General features: G+C 67.4%; 15 protein-coding genes and 2 pseudogenes. 9 read left to right on the forward strand and 8 right to left on the reverse strand.

The window, feature by feature from the left end:
* Positions 1–160 precede the first annotated feature (160 nt).
* From AU072_RS13005 to AU072_RS13020, 4 genes and pseudogenes are all read left to right on the forward strand, one after another.
* Positions 161–916: an ABC transporter permease gene (locus AU072_RS13005; RefSeq protein WP_407937603.1), complete on the forward strand. Its 756-nt coding sequence runs from the start codon at positions 161–163 to the stop codon at positions 914–916.
* A complete protein-coding gene (locus AU072_RS13010; protein ID WP_064414151.1) occupies positions 913–1,635 on the forward strand; it encodes an ABC transporter ATP-binding protein in 723 nt (240 codons plus the stop codon). The genes AU072_RS13005 and AU072_RS13010 overlap by 4 nt, the downstream gene beginning before the upstream one ends.
* Positions 1,636–1,661: 26 nt before the next feature.
* Positions 1,662–2,674: pseudogene (locus tag AU072_RS13015) on the forward strand (ABC transporter substrate-binding protein).
* Positions 2,675–2,681: 7 nt separating this feature from the next.
* Positions 2,682–3,777, forward strand: a pseudogene (locus AU072_RS13020) (LLM class flavin-dependent oxidoreductase).
* Positions 3,778–3,786: 9 nt separating this feature from the next.
* On the opposite strand, the gene AU072_RS13025 reads toward AU072_RS13020, so the two are convergent.
* Positions 3,787–4,461: a hypothetical protein gene (locus AU072_RS13025; RefSeq protein ID WP_064350088.1), complete on the reverse strand. Its 675-nt coding sequence runs from the start codon at positions 4,459–4,461 to the stop codon at positions 3,787–3,789.
* Between the two features lie 86 nt (positions 4,462–4,547).
* On the opposite strand from AU072_RS13025, the gene AU072_RS13030 reads away from it, so the two are divergent.
* Together AU072_RS13030 and AU072_RS13035 are read left to right on the forward strand one after the other, a co-directional pair.
* Entirely contained in the window at positions 4,548–6,056 is a 1,509-nt protein-coding gene (locus AU072_RS13030) for a carboxylesterase/lipase family protein (protein WP_064414152.1), read from the forward strand.
* Between the two features lie 38 nt (positions 6,057–6,094).
* Positions 6,095–8,053, forward strand: coding sequence for a DUF7064 domain-containing protein (locus AU072_RS13035; protein ID WP_064414153.1), 1,959 nt, complete (start codon positions 6,095–6,097; stop codon positions 8,051–8,053).
* Between the two features lie 95 nt (positions 8,054–8,148).
* On the opposite strand, the gene AU072_RS13040 is transcribed toward AU072_RS13035, so the two are convergent.
* From AU072_RS13040 to AU072_RS13050, 3 genes are all read right to left on the reverse strand, one after another.
* A complete protein-coding gene (locus AU072_RS13040; RefSeq protein WP_064350090.1) occupies positions 8,149–8,475 on the reverse strand; it encodes a YnfA family protein in 327 nt (108 codons plus the stop codon).
* Positions 8,476–8,564: 89 nt separating this feature from the next.
* On the reverse strand, positions 8,565–9,449 hold the full coding sequence (locus tag AU072_RS13045) for an SCO6745 family protein (RefSeq protein WP_064414154.1): 885 nt from the start codon (positions 9,447–9,449) through the stop codon (positions 8,565–8,567).
* A 56-nt stretch (positions 9,450–9,505) separates the two neighbouring features.
* Positions 9,506–10,219 carry a FadR/GntR family transcriptional regulator gene (locus tag AU072_RS13050; protein ID WP_064414155.1) on the reverse strand — a complete coding sequence of 238 codons (714 nt, stop codon included), beginning with the start codon at positions 10,217–10,219 and terminating at the stop codon, positions 9,506–9,508.
* 124 nt (positions 10,220–10,343) lie between these two features.
* On the opposite strand from AU072_RS13050, the gene AU072_RS13055 reads away from it, so the two are divergent.
* Together AU072_RS13055 and AU072_RS13060 are read left to right on the forward strand one after the other, a co-directional pair.
* On the forward strand, positions 10,344–10,847 hold the full coding sequence (locus AU072_RS13055) for a gluconokinase (RefSeq protein WP_064414156.1): 504 nt from the start codon (positions 10,344–10,346) through the stop codon (positions 10,845–10,847).
* A gap of 106 nt (positions 10,848–10,953) precedes the next feature.
* The gene (locus tag AU072_RS13060; RefSeq protein WP_064414157.1) at positions 10,954–12,402 is read left to right on the forward strand and encodes a GntP family permease; all 1,449 of its coding nucleotides are present in this window, start codon (positions 10,954–10,956) and stop codon (positions 12,400–12,402) included.
* 42 nt (positions 12,403–12,444) lie between these two features.
* Here the strand turns inward: AU072_RS13060 and AU072_RS13065 are convergent, their stop codons facing one another.
* From AU072_RS13065 to AU072_RS13080, 4 genes are all read right to left on the reverse strand, one after another.
* Positions 12,445–12,927, reverse strand: a complete 483-nt coding sequence (locus AU072_RS13065; RefSeq protein ID WP_064414158.1) for an RDD family protein — start codon at positions 12,925–12,927, stop codon at positions 12,445–12,447.
* A 61-nt stretch (positions 12,928–12,988) separates the two neighbouring features.
* Positions 12,989–13,930, reverse strand: a complete 942-nt coding sequence (locus AU072_RS13070) for a DoxX family protein (RefSeq protein WP_064414159.1) — start codon at positions 13,928–13,930, stop codon at positions 12,989–12,991.
* Positions 13,931–13,969: 39 nt separating this feature from the next.
* Positions 13,970–14,446, reverse strand: a complete 477-nt coding sequence (locus tag AU072_RS13075; RefSeq protein WP_064414191.1) for a DUF6328 family protein — start codon at positions 14,444–14,446, stop codon at positions 13,970–13,972.
* A 99-nt stretch (positions 14,447–14,545) separates the two neighbouring features.
* Complete coding sequence (locus tag AU072_RS13080; RefSeq protein ID WP_064414160.1) at positions 14,546–15,142, reverse strand: PaaI family thioesterase; 597 nt, start codon at positions 15,140–15,142, stop codon at positions 14,546–14,548.
* Positions 15,143–15,241: 99 nt separating this feature from the next.
* Between AU072_RS13080 and AU072_RS13085 the strand changes: the two genes are divergently transcribed.
* Complete coding sequence (locus AU072_RS13085; RefSeq protein WP_064414161.1) at positions 15,242–15,910, forward strand: PadR family transcriptional regulator; 669 nt, start codon at positions 15,242–15,244, stop codon at positions 15,908–15,910.
* The last annotated feature ends 4 nt before the right edge of the window (positions 15,911–15,914 follow it).

Below are 15,914 nucleotides of genomic sequence, written 5' to 3' on the forward strand. Positions count from 1 at the left end.
GCCCCGCCGGTGCACCCGGCGGGGCTTGTGTCTTTATTTCATCCGGAATCAAAGCCTTCAGGCGGCGCGCGGCGGTCCGTAGCGTCAGATCACCGTGACCGCCCCACCAGACCTCGCCGCGCCCAACGCGCCCATCGCGGCCGGACGGGCTGCGAATCCCATTCGGCAGCAACACAAATGGGCCGTGCTTCGGTTGGCGTCGCCGGTGATACTGCTTACGCTGTGGCAGCTCCTCAGCGCGGTCGGACTGATCCCCCAGGACGTACTGCCCGCCCCGTCGCTGATCCTCGAGGCGGGCGTGGAGCTTGTTCGCAACGGCCAACTCGCCGCTGCGCTGAGCGTTTCGGGCATCCGGGTGGTCGAGGGCCTGGTGCTCGGCGGGGTGCTGGGTGTCGCGCTGGGGACGGCCGTCGGCCTGTCGCGGTGGGTGGAGGCCGCGATCGACCCGCCCATGCAGATGGTCAGGGCGCTGCCCCATCTCGGTCTGATCCCGTTGTTCATCCTGTGGTTCGGCATCGGCGAACTACCCAAGGTGTTGCTGGTCGCGTTGGGTGTCAGCTTCCCGCTGTACCTGAACACGTTCTCGGCCATTCGACAGGTCGACCCGAAACTGTTCGAAACCGCCCAGGTGCTGGGCTTTTCGTTCTGGCAGCGGTTCTGGCGCATCATCGTGCCGAGCGCGGCGCCGCAGGTGCTCGTCGGCTTCCGGCAGTCGTTGGCGATCGCGTGGTTGACGTTGATCGTCGCCGAACAGATCAACGCCGACAGCGGGATCGGCTTCCTGATCAACAACGCCCGCGATTTCCTACGCATCGACATCATCATCTTCGGCCTGATCGTGTACGCGTTGCTCGGCATCGGTACCGACGCGATCGTCCGGGTTCTGGAACGACGTGCATTGAGGTACCGCTCATGACATTGGCCACTGCCCGAGAAGTCCGCACTGCGGCCGAACTGCGGCACGTCGACAAGTGGTACGGCAAGCACCACGTGCTCGTCGACGTATCGATGAGGATCGGCAGCGGCGAGATCGTTGCGCTGATCGGCCGCAGCGGATCCGGCAAGTCGACCGTGCTGCGGGTGCTCGCGGGCCTGTCGTCCGAACACAGTGGGGAACGCGTCGTGTCGGGCCCGCCCGCGCTGGCGTTCCAGGAGCCGCGGCTGTTTCCGTGGCGAGACGTCCGCACCAACGTCGAGTACGGCCTCACCCGCAGCGGGTTGCCCAGGGATCAGGCCCGATCGCGCGCCGAGCGCGCGTTGGCCGATGTCGGGCTCGCCGATCGTGCCGACGCCTGGCCGCTGACCCTGTCCGGTGGCCAGGCACAGCGGGTTTCGCTCGCTCGTGCTCTGGTGGCCGAACCCGATCTACTGCTGCTCGACGAGCCGTTCGGCGCGTTGGACGTGTTGACGCGGCTGAGTATGCGCGAGTTGTTGCTCGACCTCTGGCGTGAGCACGGGTTCGGCGTACTGCTGGTCACGCACGATGTCGACGAGGCCGTTGCGCTCGCCGACCGCGTGCTCGTGCTCGACGACGGACGCGTCACCCACACGCTCGACATCCCCGAGCCGCGCACCTCGACCGGTTCGGCGAGCCACCGTGCCGAACTGCTCGACCAGCTCGGCGTACAGAGCTGAAACCGCATACAACCGAAGGGATTGTCATGTCCAGAGTCGTCGCTGTGCTCGCGCTCATCGGCCTGTTGGCGACCGGATGCGTGTCGCGCCAGGACAGTTCGGGCGCCCAGGAGGCGCCGGCCACCGTCGCGTTGACCGACCTCGCCGGCCTCACCCTCAACGTCGGCGACCAGAAGGGCGGCACCGAGGCGCTGCTGCGCGCATCGGGCGCTCTCGAGGGCCTGCCGTACGAGATCAACTTCTCCACATTCACGTCCGGTCCGCCCAGATCGAGGCGGCTACCGCCGGGAAGATCGACTTCGCGATCACCGGCAACACGCCACCGATCTTCGGCGCCGCCTCCAACGCGAAGATCAAGGTCGTCTCGGCCCTGGACGGCGGCGGATTCGGCGATCAGATCCTGGTGCACGCCGATTCACCCATCCAGCGGGTCGCGGATCTGCGCGGCAAGAGCATTGCGCTCGCCAAAGGCAGTTCGGCACACGGCCATACGCTGGTCCAGCTGGACCGGGTGGGCTTGAGGGCCTCCGATGTGAAGCTGGTGTTCCTGCAACCCGCCGACGCGCTGTCGGCGTTCACCCAGCGCCGCGTCGACGTCTGGGCAGTATGGGACCCCTACACCGCCCAAGCCGAAACCGACCTGGCGGTGCGCAGCATCGCCCGGGCCACCGGTGTCACCAACGGTGCCGGGTTCGGAATCGCCTCCGACGCCGCATTGGCCGACCCGAAACGCAACACCGCGCTGAGCGATCTGCTGCAGCGGTACGCCAAGGCCGTCCGGTGGGCCGACGACAACCGCGAGCAGTGGGCGAAACGCTACGGAGAAGAAGTGGGCCTCGATCCCGCGGTCGCCGCACTCGCACAGGGGCGCAGCCTGCGGTTGCCCACCGACCTGTCCGACGAACTGATCGCATCCGAGCAGGAAATGGCCGATCTGTTCGCCGAGTCCGAACAGATCGCGGCGGCACCGGATTTCGAACGCTGGGTCGACCGCCGCTATACCGACGTGCTCAAGCCCCTCTACCTGACTCGCGATTAGGAGCGACATGTCCTCGGGGAAGTTCTTCTGGTTCCTGCCCACCGCCGGCGACAGCCGGTCCATCGTCGGTTCGTCGCACGCGTCGTCACAGCAGACCGTGCCTGCCAACTACCGCGCGCCGACGCGGCGCTATCTCGCCGAGGTGGCCCGCGCCGCCGACCGCCTGGGTTACGAAGGGGTGTTGACCCCGACCGGAACCTGGTGCGAGGACGCATGGTTGAGCGCATCGGCCCTGTTGGCCGAGACGGAGCGGTTGAAGTTCCTCGTCGCGTTCCGGCCGGGGCTGACGCCGCCCACGCTCGCCGCCCAGCAGGCCGCGACGCTGCAGCGGTTCTCCGGGGGGGAGGGTGCTGCTCAACATCGTCAGCGGTGGCGACGACGTCGAACAGCGCCGGTTCGGCGACTGGCTCGACCACGACCAGCGCTACGCGCGCACGGGGGAGTTCCTTCACATCGTCGATTCCATCTGGCGCGGGGAATCGCTGGATTTCGAAGGCGACTACTACAAGGTCGCCGATGCGCGCGTGTCCGAGCCGCCGGATCCGTTGCCGCAGATCTACTTCGGCGGATCTTCACCGGCCGCGCTGCCGATCGCCGCGCAGTACGTCGACGTGTACCTGACGTGGGGCGAGCCACCGCAGAACGCGGCCGCGAAGGTCGCGCGAGTCCGTGAGCTCGCCGAACAACGTGGGCGCACCGTGCGGTTCGGCGTCCGGTTGCACACCATCAGCCGCGACACCTCGGCGGCGGCCTGGGCGGTCGCCAACGAGATGCTGACGGGGCTGAGTGCAGAGCAGATCGCCAAAGCCACTGCGCTGCACGCCAAGTCGCAGTCCGAGGGGCAGCGGCGGATGACCGCACTGCACGGCGGTCGGACCGACCGGCTGGAGATCTACCCGAACCTGTGGGCCGGTGTCGGGTTGGTGCGCGGCGGCGCGGGCACGGCGCTCATCGGCAGCCACGAGGAGGTCGCCAATCTGATCTACGAGTATTACTCGCTGGGCTTCGACGAGTTCATCCTGTCGGGCTACCCGCACCTGGAAGAGGCCTACTGGTTCGCCGAAGGTGTGCTGCCGCTGCTGAAGCGCAAGGGCGTGGCCTAGTGCGGGTGGTCAGCAGCTGAACTTCTCGCCGGTCTGCGGGGGCGCGGTGACCGACTGCAGGCAGCCGAACGGTTCGATGCCTGCGTCGCTGAACTTGACCGCGGACTGATAGGCGTAGTTGACGCAGAACAGTCCGACGGTGTCGGTTCGGCAGCGGTAGTCCCCGAAGGACAACGCCTGGCCGTACGGGAGCTCGGGGCCCTCGCCGGCGGTGAACCGGCCGGGGTCTCCGTGCACGGAGCCGACGATGACGCTGGTGCCGTCGTAGTCGACCCAGCCGCCCTTCCACTCGCCGTAGGCGTCAGCCGGCCGCGGTGGCGGGTCGACCAGGTCCACCAGGCAGGCCAGCGCCCCGTCGGCGTACTGGCTGTCGGTCATGCAACTCGTTTTGCCCGACGGCGTGGTGAACGCGACGTCCTCGCCGAGGTCCGTTGTCTGGCCCTCGCGCATGGCCGCGTGGTACCGGCCGGTGTCGGCGGGCTCACCGGCTTCCACCCAGGCCACCACGTCGCCGATCGGCGCGCCGGGTGCCGGCGGAGCGGTGGGCTTCGGTTTGGTCGTGGTCGTGGTCGGCGAACTCGCCGACGGAGACGGTGGAATCGGTTCTATCCGTTCAGCTTGCCCGCCCGTCGTCGTCGAACACCCCGCTACCAGCACGGACGCGATCAGCACAGCCATTCGCATACCGGCCAGGCTAGCGGGCCGACACGCGATCCCTGGTCAGGCGCGGCGGGAGGCCGTGCTCGAGAGAGCATTGCTAACGTCGGGTGATGCACGAACACACCGTCCGCGCGACCATCGCCTCCGGCACGATCGAGGGGTTCACCCGCGACGGCGTGCACCGTTGGCGTGGCATTCCCTACGCGCGCCCGCCGGTGGGTCCGCTGCGGCTGCGCGCGCCCCAGCCCGTCCAGCCGTGGCGCGGGGTCCGCTACTGCCACGGATACGGCAACTGCGCCCCCCAGCAACGCATGTACACGATGCTGGCACCGGGCAAGTACCAACCGATGAGCGAGGACTGCCTGACCCTGAACGTGGTGAGCCCGAAAAAACGGTCGGGTTCCGCGCTGCCGGTCATGGTTTTCATCCACGGCGGCGGTTACTTCATGGGGACGTCGGCCACCCCGATCTATGACGGTGCGGCACTGGCCCGCAAGGGATGTGTGTACGTATCGGTCAACTACCGCCTGGGTGCGCTGGGGTGTCTGGACCTGTCGTCGCTATCGAACTCAGACGTCACGATCGACGACAACCTGTATCTGCGCGATTTGGTGATGGCCCTGCGCTGGGTGCGCGGGAACATCGCGGTGTTCGGCGGCGATCCCGACAATGTGACGATCTTCGGCGAGAGCGCCGGAGCGCACGCCGTGGCCACGTTGCTCGCGGTACCCGCCGCGAAAGGCCTTTTCGCCAACGCGATCTCGGAGAGTCCGGCGGCGGGAATGGTGCGCACCCCGGAGGTGGCCGCACAGTACGCGACGCGGTTCGCCGCCATGCTGGGCGCGGGGGAGAACGACGGCGCCAACGCGGTGATGGCGGCGCGCCCGGCCGAATTGGTCGATGCGTTCGAAGATCTCATCAGACACGGCCAACGCGAGATGCTCGGCGCCTTCGCGGCCGGGCCCACGAGCGGAACCGACTACCTGCCACAGGATCCGGTGGAGGCGATGCGCAGTGGCAATGGACACCGGCTGCCGCTCATCGTCGGGACGAATGCCGAAGAGGCCAACCTCTTCGGTCGTTTCCTCAAGCTGTTGCCCATGTCCGAGCCGATGATCGAGCGGCTGCTCGCCGAGGCGGAACCTGAAGAGCGGGAACGTATCACCGCCGCGTACCCGGGATATCCGAATCAAAAGGCATGCGTCCAGTTCGGCAGCGATTTCGCGTTCGGCTCGGCCGCCTGGCAGATCGCCGAGGCGCACAGCCGCCACGCGCCGACCTACCTGTACCGCTACGACTACGCACCGCGCCCGTTGCGCTGGTCGGGCCTCGGCGCCACGCACGCCACCGAACTACTGGCGGTGTACGACGTGTACCGCACCGGGCTCGGCCGTCTGCTCACCGCGGTCGGTGACCGCAAAACCGCGTTGCGCGTCAGCGATGACGTCCAACGCCGCTGGCGCGAATTCGCGGCCACCGGCGTCCCCGGTGCCGACTGGCCCGCCTACACCAGCGCGGATCGCGCCGTGCGAGTGTTCGATCAGCGCCCGCGCATCGAGTTCGACCCGCACGCCGCCCGCAGGGAGGCGTGGGAAAACTTCTCGCTAGTCTCGCGTTGACGCTGGCCCCCAGCGACCACGAATCGTCACACGGAGGAATGGTGCCCACCATCAACGTCGTCGAAAGCCCCGCAGATCTGACCGCCGAGTGGTTGACGTCCGCGATCGGCTCAGCGGTCGCGGACTTCTCCTACGAGCGCATCGGGACGGGCCAGATGAGCGAGTGCTACCGCGTCACGCTGACGTATGCGGACCAGCACGCCGGCCCCGCGACCGTGGTGCTCAAGGTGGCCGCCACCGACGCGGTCAGCAGGCAGACCGGTTTGGCGCTGGGCCTTTACGAACGCGAGGTGCGGTTCTACACCGACATCGCGCCGCGGATCGGGGGACCGGTGGCGCCCTGCTTTTCGTCGGCATTCAACCCGGAAACGGGCGCCTTCCATCTGCTCCTCGGTGACGCCGGCCCGGCGACCGTCGGCGACGAGATCCGCGGCGCCTCAGTCGAACAGGCCATGCTGGCGCTGTCCGAGCTCGGCAGACTGCACGGTCCGCTGCTCGGGGATCCCGCTGCCGCGAGCGCCGAATGGCTCAACCGGGAGGCACCGGTCAACCAGGCGCTGATCGCCAACCTGTACGCGGGCTTCGCCGAGCGCTATGCCGACAAGATCGCGCCCGAGCATCGTGAGGTGTGCGAGCGACTGCTCGCGAGCTTCGACGGGTATCTCGCCGCGGAGTCGGCGGACGACCGGGTCAAGGGGCTCGTGCACGGGGACTACCGGCTCGACAACATGCTGTTCGGGCAGGCCGGGGCCGACCGGCCGCTGACAGTCGTCGACTGGCAGACGGTCACCTGGGGTCCGGCGATGACCGACGTGGCGTACTTCATGGGCTGTGCGCTCCCTGTCGAGTTGCGCCGCGAGCACTACGATGCGCTGTTGGACGCTTACCACCAGGCGTTGGGTCCCGACGCAACGATCAGCTTCGAGGACGTCCGCGACGGCGTGCGCAGGCAGACCTTCTTCGGGGTGATGATGGCGATCATCTCCTCGATGCTGGTCGAGCAGACCGAGCGCGGCGACGAGATGTTCATGACGATGCTACAGCGCCACTGCGAGCACGTAATCGACGTCAACGCGCTGAGCATACTCCCGGAACCGGTTGCGCCCGAACCCCTTACACCCACGGCCGAGGACGAGGGTGAACATCCGTCCAGCGACGAGCCGCTGTGGAACGAGAGCTGGTACTACGACTTCGTCGACCCGCAGCAGGAGATCGGCGGTTGGGTGCGTCTCGGCTTGTACCCGAACCTCAAGACGTCCTGGGTCAACGGCCTGGTGTGTGGTCCGAACATCCCGACCTACGCATTGCTCGACTTCGAGGGCACCGACGCCATCGAACTGACGCTGACCCCCACCGAACCGCTCAAGACCGTCCGCGTCACCATGCGCGGCCGCGGCCAGGCGTACGACGATCCGGCTGGGCTGCTCCGCAACGAGCCCGGCCGTCCTGTCGACGTGTCGATGGAACTCGAGTGGACCACCACCGGCACGCCGTATCTGTACCGGGTGACCCCGCGCTACGAGATACCGTGCTCCGTGTCGGGCACAGTGTCGGTCGACGGTCACGAGTTCACGTTCACCGATGTGCCGGGCCAGCGTGACCACTCCTGGGGTGTGCGCGACTGGTGGGCGATGGACTGGGTGTGGAGCGCGCTGCACCTCGACGACGGCACCCATCTGCACGGTGTCGACATCCGCATCCCTGGCGCTCCGCCGCTCGGTATCGGCTATGTGCAACCGCCCGGCGAACCGCTGATCGAACTGCAGACCGTCACTGCGCGGGAGACGTTCGCCGACAACGCGTTACCGGTGGAGACGACGCTGACGCTGGCGCCCGGCGACGTGACCGTCACGGCCGAGGTGCGCGCCCACGCTCCGGTGCTGCTGACCTCGCCCGACGGCCGGATCAGCCACTTCCCCCGCGCGTGGGCGACGGTCACGACGGCCGACGGCCGCAAGGGCGTGGGCTGGCTGGAGTGGAACCGCAACCAGCCCTAGCCTCGCCTTCGTTGTGGCGCGAGCGTGCGAGTTTGCACACGACACGCCGCGAAAATTCGGCGCTTTGCGCACCCTCGCGCCGCAGCGGGCGTGCGCTAGCGCGGGGCGTACATGATCAGACCAACGCCGGCCAGACAGATCAGCGCCCCGGTGACGTCCCACCGATCGGGCCGAAAGCCGTCGGCGATCATTCCCCACGCGAGTGAGCCGGCGATGAAGACCCCGCCGTACGCCGCCAGCACCCGGCCGAAATGGGCGTCGGGCTGGAACGCGGCGACGAAACCGTAAGCGCCCAGGGCCATCACACCGGCGCCGATCCACCACCAACCGCGGTGCTCACGCACGCCCTGCCACACCAGCCACGCGCCGCCGATCTCGAGCAGCGCGGCGAGGACGAACAGCATCACCGATTTGAGCACCATCACGTCACTCAGCGTGCCGTGAGAGTGCGCAAATTGCTGTCACGGCGCGGCGTGTCGTGTGCAGACACGCACCGTCGCGGCACGAATTGTCAGGTCAGGTGGGCGCTGTCGTCGTCGAGGTCGTCGCGGTTCAGGCCCATGGGCGTCGCGGCGGGCAGGTCGCCGCCGGCGACGACTTTGCGGGTGATCGGTGTCAGGGTGCGGAACAGTGTCTCGATCTCGTCATCGTTCAACACGTCGAGCGCCGGCAGCGCCAGCCGGTCGGTGTCGTCCTCGATCCGCTGTTTGAGGTCGCGGCCGGCGTCGGTGAGCTCATCGCCGTCGAGCAGCCCGCGTTCGGCTAGCCGGTCGCGGTACAGCGCCCACTGTTCGTCGTCGTAGTCGCGGCTGCGCATGATCATCTCCTTGGGCACACGGCCCGCAGCGGCGTGCAGGATGTTGCTCTCGCGACCGGAAATCCCGTGAGTGATGAGCAACGCGACGTGACCGTCACCGCGCTGTTCCCGCAGCAGCGTGGTGGCGTGCCAGAGCTTGGCCAGAGGTTCGTCCGGCCACGGCAGCGCCGCGTTCGCGGCGAACAGGCATCGACCGTCGAGCGCGGCGTTGCGGGCGACCTTCGCCAACAAGTCAGCCGCGGTGGCCACATCGTCGCCGTGTCCGACGCCGTAACGCTCGAGCGCCGCCACCGCGGACTCCAGTCGGACCCGCAGCGCGTCGGCCGGGGGAGCCACCTCCCACGCCGCCGGAAGAGCCTTGGCGACCCGGTGCGGCGCGAAGTTGTAGAACGCCGCCGTCACCACCTCGGGCGCCACCGCGCCCAGCGGTGCCGACCTGGCCGCGAAATAGCCCATCCAGAATCCCTTGTAGCCAAGGCCGTCAAGGGCCGCGCGAGCTTCGGGGGCGAAGTAGGTGACGGCGTGCACGGGTTCGAGTCGATCGAAGAATCGGCGCGCCAACGACGGTTGCCTGTCCACGTCGGCAGTTAACCACTGACGTCGATCCGCGTCCGCCGCGGCCCGATCAAGAGGTGTCAGTGGCCCGACGAATCCTCGGACACCGCCGATCTGGCCTCGTCGATGATCGCCCGCATGGCCTGTTCGGCCGCCGCCTCGTCACGCAGCCGGATGGCGCGCGCAACCTCGTCGTGCAGGTTGATCGCGGCGGGGTTGGGCGTCGAGGGCATCATCCCGTGGTGGGTTCGCCCGGCGAGCACTTCGGCCACAACACCGTCCAGCGCACGGAACATCTCGTTGCCGCTGGCCTCCAACATGGTGCGGTGAAACAGCTTGTCGGCCTCCAGGTATGCCTCGAGGTCGCCTGCGCGGCCGTGGACGACCATGTCCGAAACGGCGGCTGCCATGATGCGGCATTGGTCCGGACCGGCCCGCCGCGCGGCCAGAGCGGCCGCCGCGGGCTCGAATCCGCGGCGTAGCTCGGAAAGCGAGAGGAGTTGGGCGGCCCGGTCGCCGCCTTCCAAGCGCCAGCGAATCAGCCTGGGGTCGAAGACATTCCACTTCTGCGACGGTTGGACCGTGATGCCCACCCGCCGACGCGATTCGACCATGCCCATCGATTCGAGCACCCGGATCGCCTCACGAGCGACGCTGCGCGACACCCCGTGACGCGCGCTGACCCCGTCGAGGGTCAACACCTGCCCGGCGGGATACTCACCGGAGACGATCGCGGTGCCGAGCGCCTTGAGAAGATTGCCGTGCAGCGCGCCGACGATTGGTTGAGACGCCACGCATACATCGTTTCATAGGTTCGTCAGCCGGACTTAAAGACGAATTAATACGTGACCCTATTGCAATCGTATGCCTATTACGGAATGCTGTGTGATGCCAAACACAACTGGGTAGGTGGAGGAAATGGCGTCTCCGATCGTTGTCATGGGCGTCTCGGGTTCGGGCAAGTCGACCGTGGGTGCTGCGCTCGCGCAGCGATTGCGCGTACCGTTCGCCGATGCGGACGACTTCCATCCGCCGGCCAACATCGCGAAGATGACGGCCGGTGAGGCGCTCGACGACGACGACCGCTACCCGTGGCTGGAAGCGATCGGTGAGTGGTTGGCCGAGCGCTGCGCAACCGGTGGGGTGATGAGTTGCTCGGCGCTCAAGCGCAAGTACCGGGATCAGTTGCGGCGTCACTGCCCTGAGGTGGAACTCCTGCATCTGGTCGGCACCCCAGAGGTCATCGGCAGGCGGCAGGCCAGCCGTCCCGGTCACTTCATGCCGGCATCACTGCTGGCTTCTCAATTCGCGACACTCGAACCGCTGGGATCCGACGAGCGCGGCGTCGACATCGACGTCGACCAGAGCATCGATGCCATCGTCGAGAGCTATGTAGCGGCAACGGGTTCGACCGACCGGTAAGACCCGTGGCCGACACACCCGATGAACCAAAACACGATGCCGCTAAAGCACTTTGACCACCCGCCAGTGGGCGTGATACGTCCGGCACTGACAGTTCGGAGGCCTGATGGAAGCAATCGATCCCGCCTACGGAGCCACGACGCTCCTGTTGATCGCCGCGGGGGCGGTGGCGCTCCTGTTGTTCTTGATCATCAAGGTCAAACTGCACGCCTTCGTGGCGTTGGTGCTCGTCAGCGTGCTCACGGCACTGGCCGCGGGCATCCCGGTGGGCGATGTTCCCGACGCCATCAGCTACGGCTTTTCGAACACCCTCGGCTCGGTGGCGTTGCTCGTCGGCTTCGGCGTCATGCTCGGTCGGCTGCTCGAAGTCACCGGCGGCGCCCAGGTTCTCGCCGATACGCTGATCGCCCGATTCGGTGAGAAGCGCGCGCCGTTCGCGCTCGGCGTCGCCGCGCTGCTGTTCGGCTTCCCGATCTTCTTCGACGCCGGTCTGGTCGTATTCCTGCCCATCATCATGACCGTCGCCCGACGGTTCGGAGGATCGCTGCTGCTCTACGGTCTGCCCGCGGCGGGCGCATTCGCCGCCATGCACGCCCTGGTGCCACCCCATCCGGGGCCGGTGGCCGCGGCCGAGGCACTCGGCGCGAGCATCGGCGTGACGCTCCTGGTCGGCGCTCCGGTCGCCGTATTGTCTTGGTACATCGGCGTACTGCTGGTTTCCCGGGTGATCGGGCGCCGCGTACACGTCGACGTTCCGACGGCGTTGTTCGGCGAAATGAACGGCGGAACAACGAACTCCGAACCCGACGGTGCCGGCGACACCCCCGGCGGAACCGGCGCTAAAGGAGTGGCCACCGCGGCCCGAACCGTTCCGTCCTTCGCCTCCGTGCTCGGCGTGCTGCTTCTTCCGTTCGTGTTGATCTCGTTCAACACCGTTCTCGACACCCTTGTGACCGCGGGGATTCTGGCAGAGGACGCCACGTGGGTGCGCTACCTGATGTTGCTCGGCAACACGAGTGTTGCGCTGCTGATCACCGTGATCGTGGCGGCCGTGGTGTTGGGTCTGCGGCGGGGTCGGTCGATGGACGAAGTCAGCGCCCTCTACGACAACGCGCTCGGGCCCATCTGCTCGGTCATCTTAATCACCGGGGCAGGCGGCATGTTCGGCGGAGTGCTGCGGTTGAGCGGCATCGGCAGCGCCCTGAGCGATTCCCTGTCGGGTCTGGGGATGTCGCTGATCGTCCAGGCCTTCATCATCGCGACGCTGCTGCGCGTGGCCCAGGGATCGGCCACGGTCGCGATCACGACGACGGCCGGGCTGATCAGTGCCGCAGCCGCCGAGGCGAGCTTGGGCAGTCTTCACCTCACCCTGCTGGTCATCGCCATCGCCGCCGGATCGACCGTGCTCTCACACGTCAACGACTCGGGCTTCTGGCTGGTGAGCCGCTTCTTCGGGATGGACGTCAAGACCACGCTGAAGACGTGGACGGTCATGGAGACCACGCTTGGCCTCACCGCATTCGCGTTCAGCCTTGTTGTGTGGCTGGTGATCTGACCCCGACATGTTGCGGGTCAACCGTGTCGACCGCTGTGACGGTCAGCCTTTGACGACTTGCGTGCCGCCCGCGAGTTCATCGTGCTTGCCCTGCTTGGTCGGGCTGCCGCTGATGGTGACGGCGATGACGATGATCGCGATGACGCCGAGCAATCCGCCGACGAACGGGATGATCGGAAGCAGCGTCCACGAGTTGCGAATGGCCGCCTGCGCGGCGGTCGGCTTGGCGGCCCCGCCGGGACCGCGAACGGTCAGGCCGAGGATCTTCTTCCCCGGTGTCGAGCCCGTACCGGCCTCGAACGCGAGGAAGTAGACGAACATCAAGCCGCCGGTGAAGAAGCCGGTGACCATGATGTTGGAGGCGGTATCGGTGAGGAAGGCCAACAGCCAGCTCACGATTCCGACGAGGATGCCGTCGATGATCCGGGCGAGCCAACGCAGGAGCAGGCCGCCCGGCTGACCGCCGCCCGCCGGATAGCCGCCGCCGTACTGATCCGGCTGGGGTCCGAGATTTCCGCTAGTCATCCGAGTCAATGTACCGGCGTCCCCAGCGGATCAGGGGCGCTTTCGTTCGCTTGGTGGACAGTCAGCGAAGCTTGCGCTGCTGGCGCTTGGCCTGCTTGCGGGCCTGCTTGCGTGTCGTCTCGGCCTGTTTGCGTGCCGTGTCGGCCTGCTTGCGTGCGGTCTCGGCCAGCTCCGCCGCGCGCCCCCGCGCCGTCTCCGCCAGTTCGGGCGCGCGGTCGCGGGCGACGTCGGCCCACTCCGAGCCCCGCTCCCGCGCGACATCGGCGAGCACCGACCCGCGTTTGCGCGCCACCTCAGCGAGCTCGGGTCCGCGCTCGCGGGCAACCTCGGCCAGTTCGGCGCTGCGTTTGCGCGCCCGCTCGGCGAGTTCGGGTCCGCGTTCGCGGGCGACCTCGGCCAGTTCGGCGCCGCGTTCGCGGGCGACGTGGGCGAACTCGCGGCCGCGTTCGGCGCCGACCTGCAGACCGTGACCGACCTTGTCGGCCAACGCGCTGTCGGTCAGAGCGCCGCCGGCCGCCGCCCCGACGGGCAGCGCCGTGGTGACCGCTTCGGACACCTTGTGTGCCGCGCGTCGGCCGCGCCAGCCGATCGAGGGTTTGCCCTCGGTGTCGACCGCGGCGATGATCAGCCCACCGATCAGGCTCACGTCGGTGATGAACGCACGCCGTTCTTCGGCTTTGCGCTGGGGGTCTGTCTCACTCCAGAACGTATGTCCGCCAAGGCTGCCCGGCACCACGCTGAGTGCGAGCGCGGCGGAGGCGAGTCGGGGGAGTTTGCCGGTGGCCAGCAGCAGGCCACCGCCGATCTGGACGGCGGCCGTGGCACGGGCGACGGTCTCGGCGTTGGTCGGAACGTTGGTGCCGACCGGGTCCGGCAGTTTGCTCAGACCCTCGAGTGTCGGGCGTGCGGCGTCGGCCGCGGGTTTCGGGCTGCGTAGGGCCTCGACGCCTCTGGCGATGAAGGCTGCTGACAGCATCGGGCGCGCGATACGTCGAATCAACATGGGCCAGGTGTTCCCAGGCGAACAGGGCCGCAAACGTCGTTACGAGGCATTCGGGGGAGTGCGGCGTCGCAGAGGCACGAGATACCAGAACACGACGAGCGCGACCAGGACGCCACCGCCGGCGATCCATGCCGCCACCCGGTCGGCGACGGCGTCGAAGATGATCGTCGCCACGCCGGCGAGCGCGACGCCGAGGAGCAGCGTGCCGGTGATGGCGAATGCATGCGCGGTCGAGACCAGGGTGTCCATGCGGTGTCTGCGGAACAACAACCGATGCATGCTGACCGGAGCGATGAGCAGGGTTGTCGCTCCGATCGAGCAGGCCACCGTCACGAGATAGACGATCCGCATGAGCTCGTCCAGCTCGGAGAAGTTGTCGGTGAACGGCAAGATCAGCAGGAAGCCGGTGAGCAGCTGCACGCCCGTCTGAGCGACCCGTAACTCCTGCAGCAGGCTCGACCAATTACGGTCCAGCCGTTGGGCTTCCGTCTCATTGCGTCGGTAGCCCTCCGGCATGTCCGGATCCAGACGCTCGAGGTCCACACCTGATTCTGGCAGGCGGTGCCGCGGCCGGTGGACCGAAAGGCGGTATCCGCCGGCCCTGGGCCCCGGCGGTCACGGAACTCGCGGATGGATGAAGACACCGTCGGCTTCCACGGTGACGCCGTCGGCGTCGGCGATATGCCCCACGGCGAAGGTCTTGGCGCCCTCGAGCCGTTCGACCCAGGCCTCCGCGCGCAGCGGGTGGCCGAGCCGGGTTCCCCGCCGGTAGCGCGTGGTCAGCGTGCCCGTCACCGCGGGCTTACCCGGTTTGTGCGCCGTGGCGCCGAGCACGTGGTCGAGCAGCATCGCGCAGACGCCACCGTGGACATGTCCCGGAGGGCCCTCGAACGCGGCGCCGAGTGTGAACTCGGCCCATACTCGTCCGTCGGTGTCGTGGTGGACCTCCAGCGGCGGGGCGGCCGGGTTGCGCAGCCCGATGACGACGTTGCCCCACACCATCGCTTCGCCGTCGCGGGTATGTTGCAGACCGAACGAGCCGTCGACCAGCGATGCGCTGAGTTCGTCACTTGCGCAATCGATTCTGTTCTTGACTGCTTCGACGGTCGCTGCGTCCGCTGTCGTGCGGATCGTGATGTCGACTAGTCGGCGCACCGACTGCGCCAAGGGTTCGTACACGGCGCGCAGATCGTCGAGTTCGGAGCCGGCCATGGGTTCAGCGTGCGTAAGCCTCGGCGCCGCTGCAAGGCGACATCCCGGCCAGTGGTGCGTCGAACGAGCGGTGTGAGCTGGCGTTGTTAGGCTAAGCAAATGGCGAAAAGCACGTCCGACGCGAAGCCGAATCTGGCCGCGACCAGTTGGGCGCTGCTGGGTCTGATGTCGTATGAACAAGAGGTCTCCGGCTACGACATCCGCAAGTGGACTGAATGGACCATGCGCTTCTTCTACGGGAGCCCCGCCTACAGTCAGATCTACTCTGAACTGAAGAAGTTGGAGCGATTGGGATTGCTGACCTCACGCGTCGAGAACACCGGTGGCACGCGCAATCGCCGACTGTACAAAATCACGCCTGCCGGTCTCGACGCTGTGCGCCGGTGGGCCAACGAAGCGCCGGTGGACCCGCCTGTCCTCAAGCACAGCCCGCTGCTCCGGGTGACATTCGGCCACCTGACAAAACCTGAGCGGCTCAAGGAAATCCTCCACGAGCACGTCGCGTACGCAGACGCCATGCAGCGTGAAGCCGCAAAGGATGCGAAGTGGGCGGGCGTGGAATCGTCGTGGGCCTATGCCAAAATCGCTCTGCAATGGGCCGAAAGGTACTACGCGTCCGAGCGTGAGCTGGCATTGAAGATGCTCAAGGAGCTCGACGAGGCGGAAGCCGCCTTCGCTGATGCCGGTATCGAGAGCGGTGACCAGATTCCTTGGCCCACACCGGAATACTGGTACGAGATCGAGAAGAAAGCCGAAGCCGACGACTGACCGG

This window comes from Mycolicibacterium novocastrense, assembly GCF_001499835.1.
Taxonomy (GTDB): domain Bacteria; phylum Actinomycetota; class Actinomycetes; order Mycobacteriales; family Mycobacteriaceae; genus Mycobacterium; species Mycobacterium novocastrense.

What these genes read in the sequence shown, in the direction of transcription:
- AU072_RS13010 (WP_064414151.1), top strand. Translation starts at nt 913, where the DNA reads ATGACATTGGCCACTGCCCGAGAAGTCCGCACTGCGGCCGAACTGCGG.
- AU072_RS13025 (WP_064350088.1), bottom strand. Translation starts at nt 4,461, where the DNA reads ATGCGAATGGCTGTGCTGATCGCGTCCGTGCTGGTAGCGGGGTGTTCG.
- AU072_RS13030 (WP_064414152.1), top strand. Translation starts at nt 4,548, where the DNA reads ATGCACGAACACACCGTCCGCGCGACCATCGCCTCCGGCACGATCGAG.
- AU072_RS13035 (WP_064414153.1), top strand. Translation starts at nt 6,095, where the DNA reads ATGGTGCCCACCATCAACGTCGTCGAAAGCCCCGCAGATCTGACCGCC.
- AU072_RS13040 (WP_064350090.1), bottom strand. Translation starts at nt 8,475, where the DNA reads ATGGTGCTCAAATCGGTGATGCTGTTCGTCCTCGCCGCGCTGCTCGAG.
- AU072_RS13055 (WP_064414156.1), top strand. Translation starts at nt 10,344, where the DNA reads ATGGCGTCTCCGATCGTTGTCATGGGCGTCTCGGGTTCGGGCAAGTCG.
- AU072_RS13060 (WP_064414157.1), top strand. Translation starts at nt 10,954, where the DNA reads ATGGAAGCAATCGATCCCGCCTACGGAGCCACGACGCTCCTGTTGATC.
- AU072_RS13065 (WP_064414158.1), bottom strand. Translation starts at nt 12,927, where the DNA reads ATGACTAGCGGAAATCTCGGACCCCAGCCGGATCAGTACGGCGGCGGC.
- AU072_RS13070 (WP_064414159.1), bottom strand. Translation starts at nt 13,930, where the DNA reads ATGTTGATTCGACGTATCGCGCGCCCGATGCTGTCAGCAGCCTTCATC.
- AU072_RS13075 (WP_064414191.1), bottom strand. Translation starts at nt 14,446, where the DNA reads ATGCCGGAGGGCTACCGACGCAATGAGACGGAAGCCCAACGGCTGGAC.
- AU072_RS13080 (WP_064414160.1), bottom strand. Translation starts at nt 15,142, where the DNA reads ATGGCCGGCTCCGAACTCGACGATCTGCGCGCCGTGTACGAACCCTTG.
- AU072_RS13085 (WP_064414161.1), top strand. Translation starts at nt 15,242, where the DNA reads ATGGCGAAAAGCACGTCCGACGCGAAGCCGAATCTGGCCGCGACCAGT.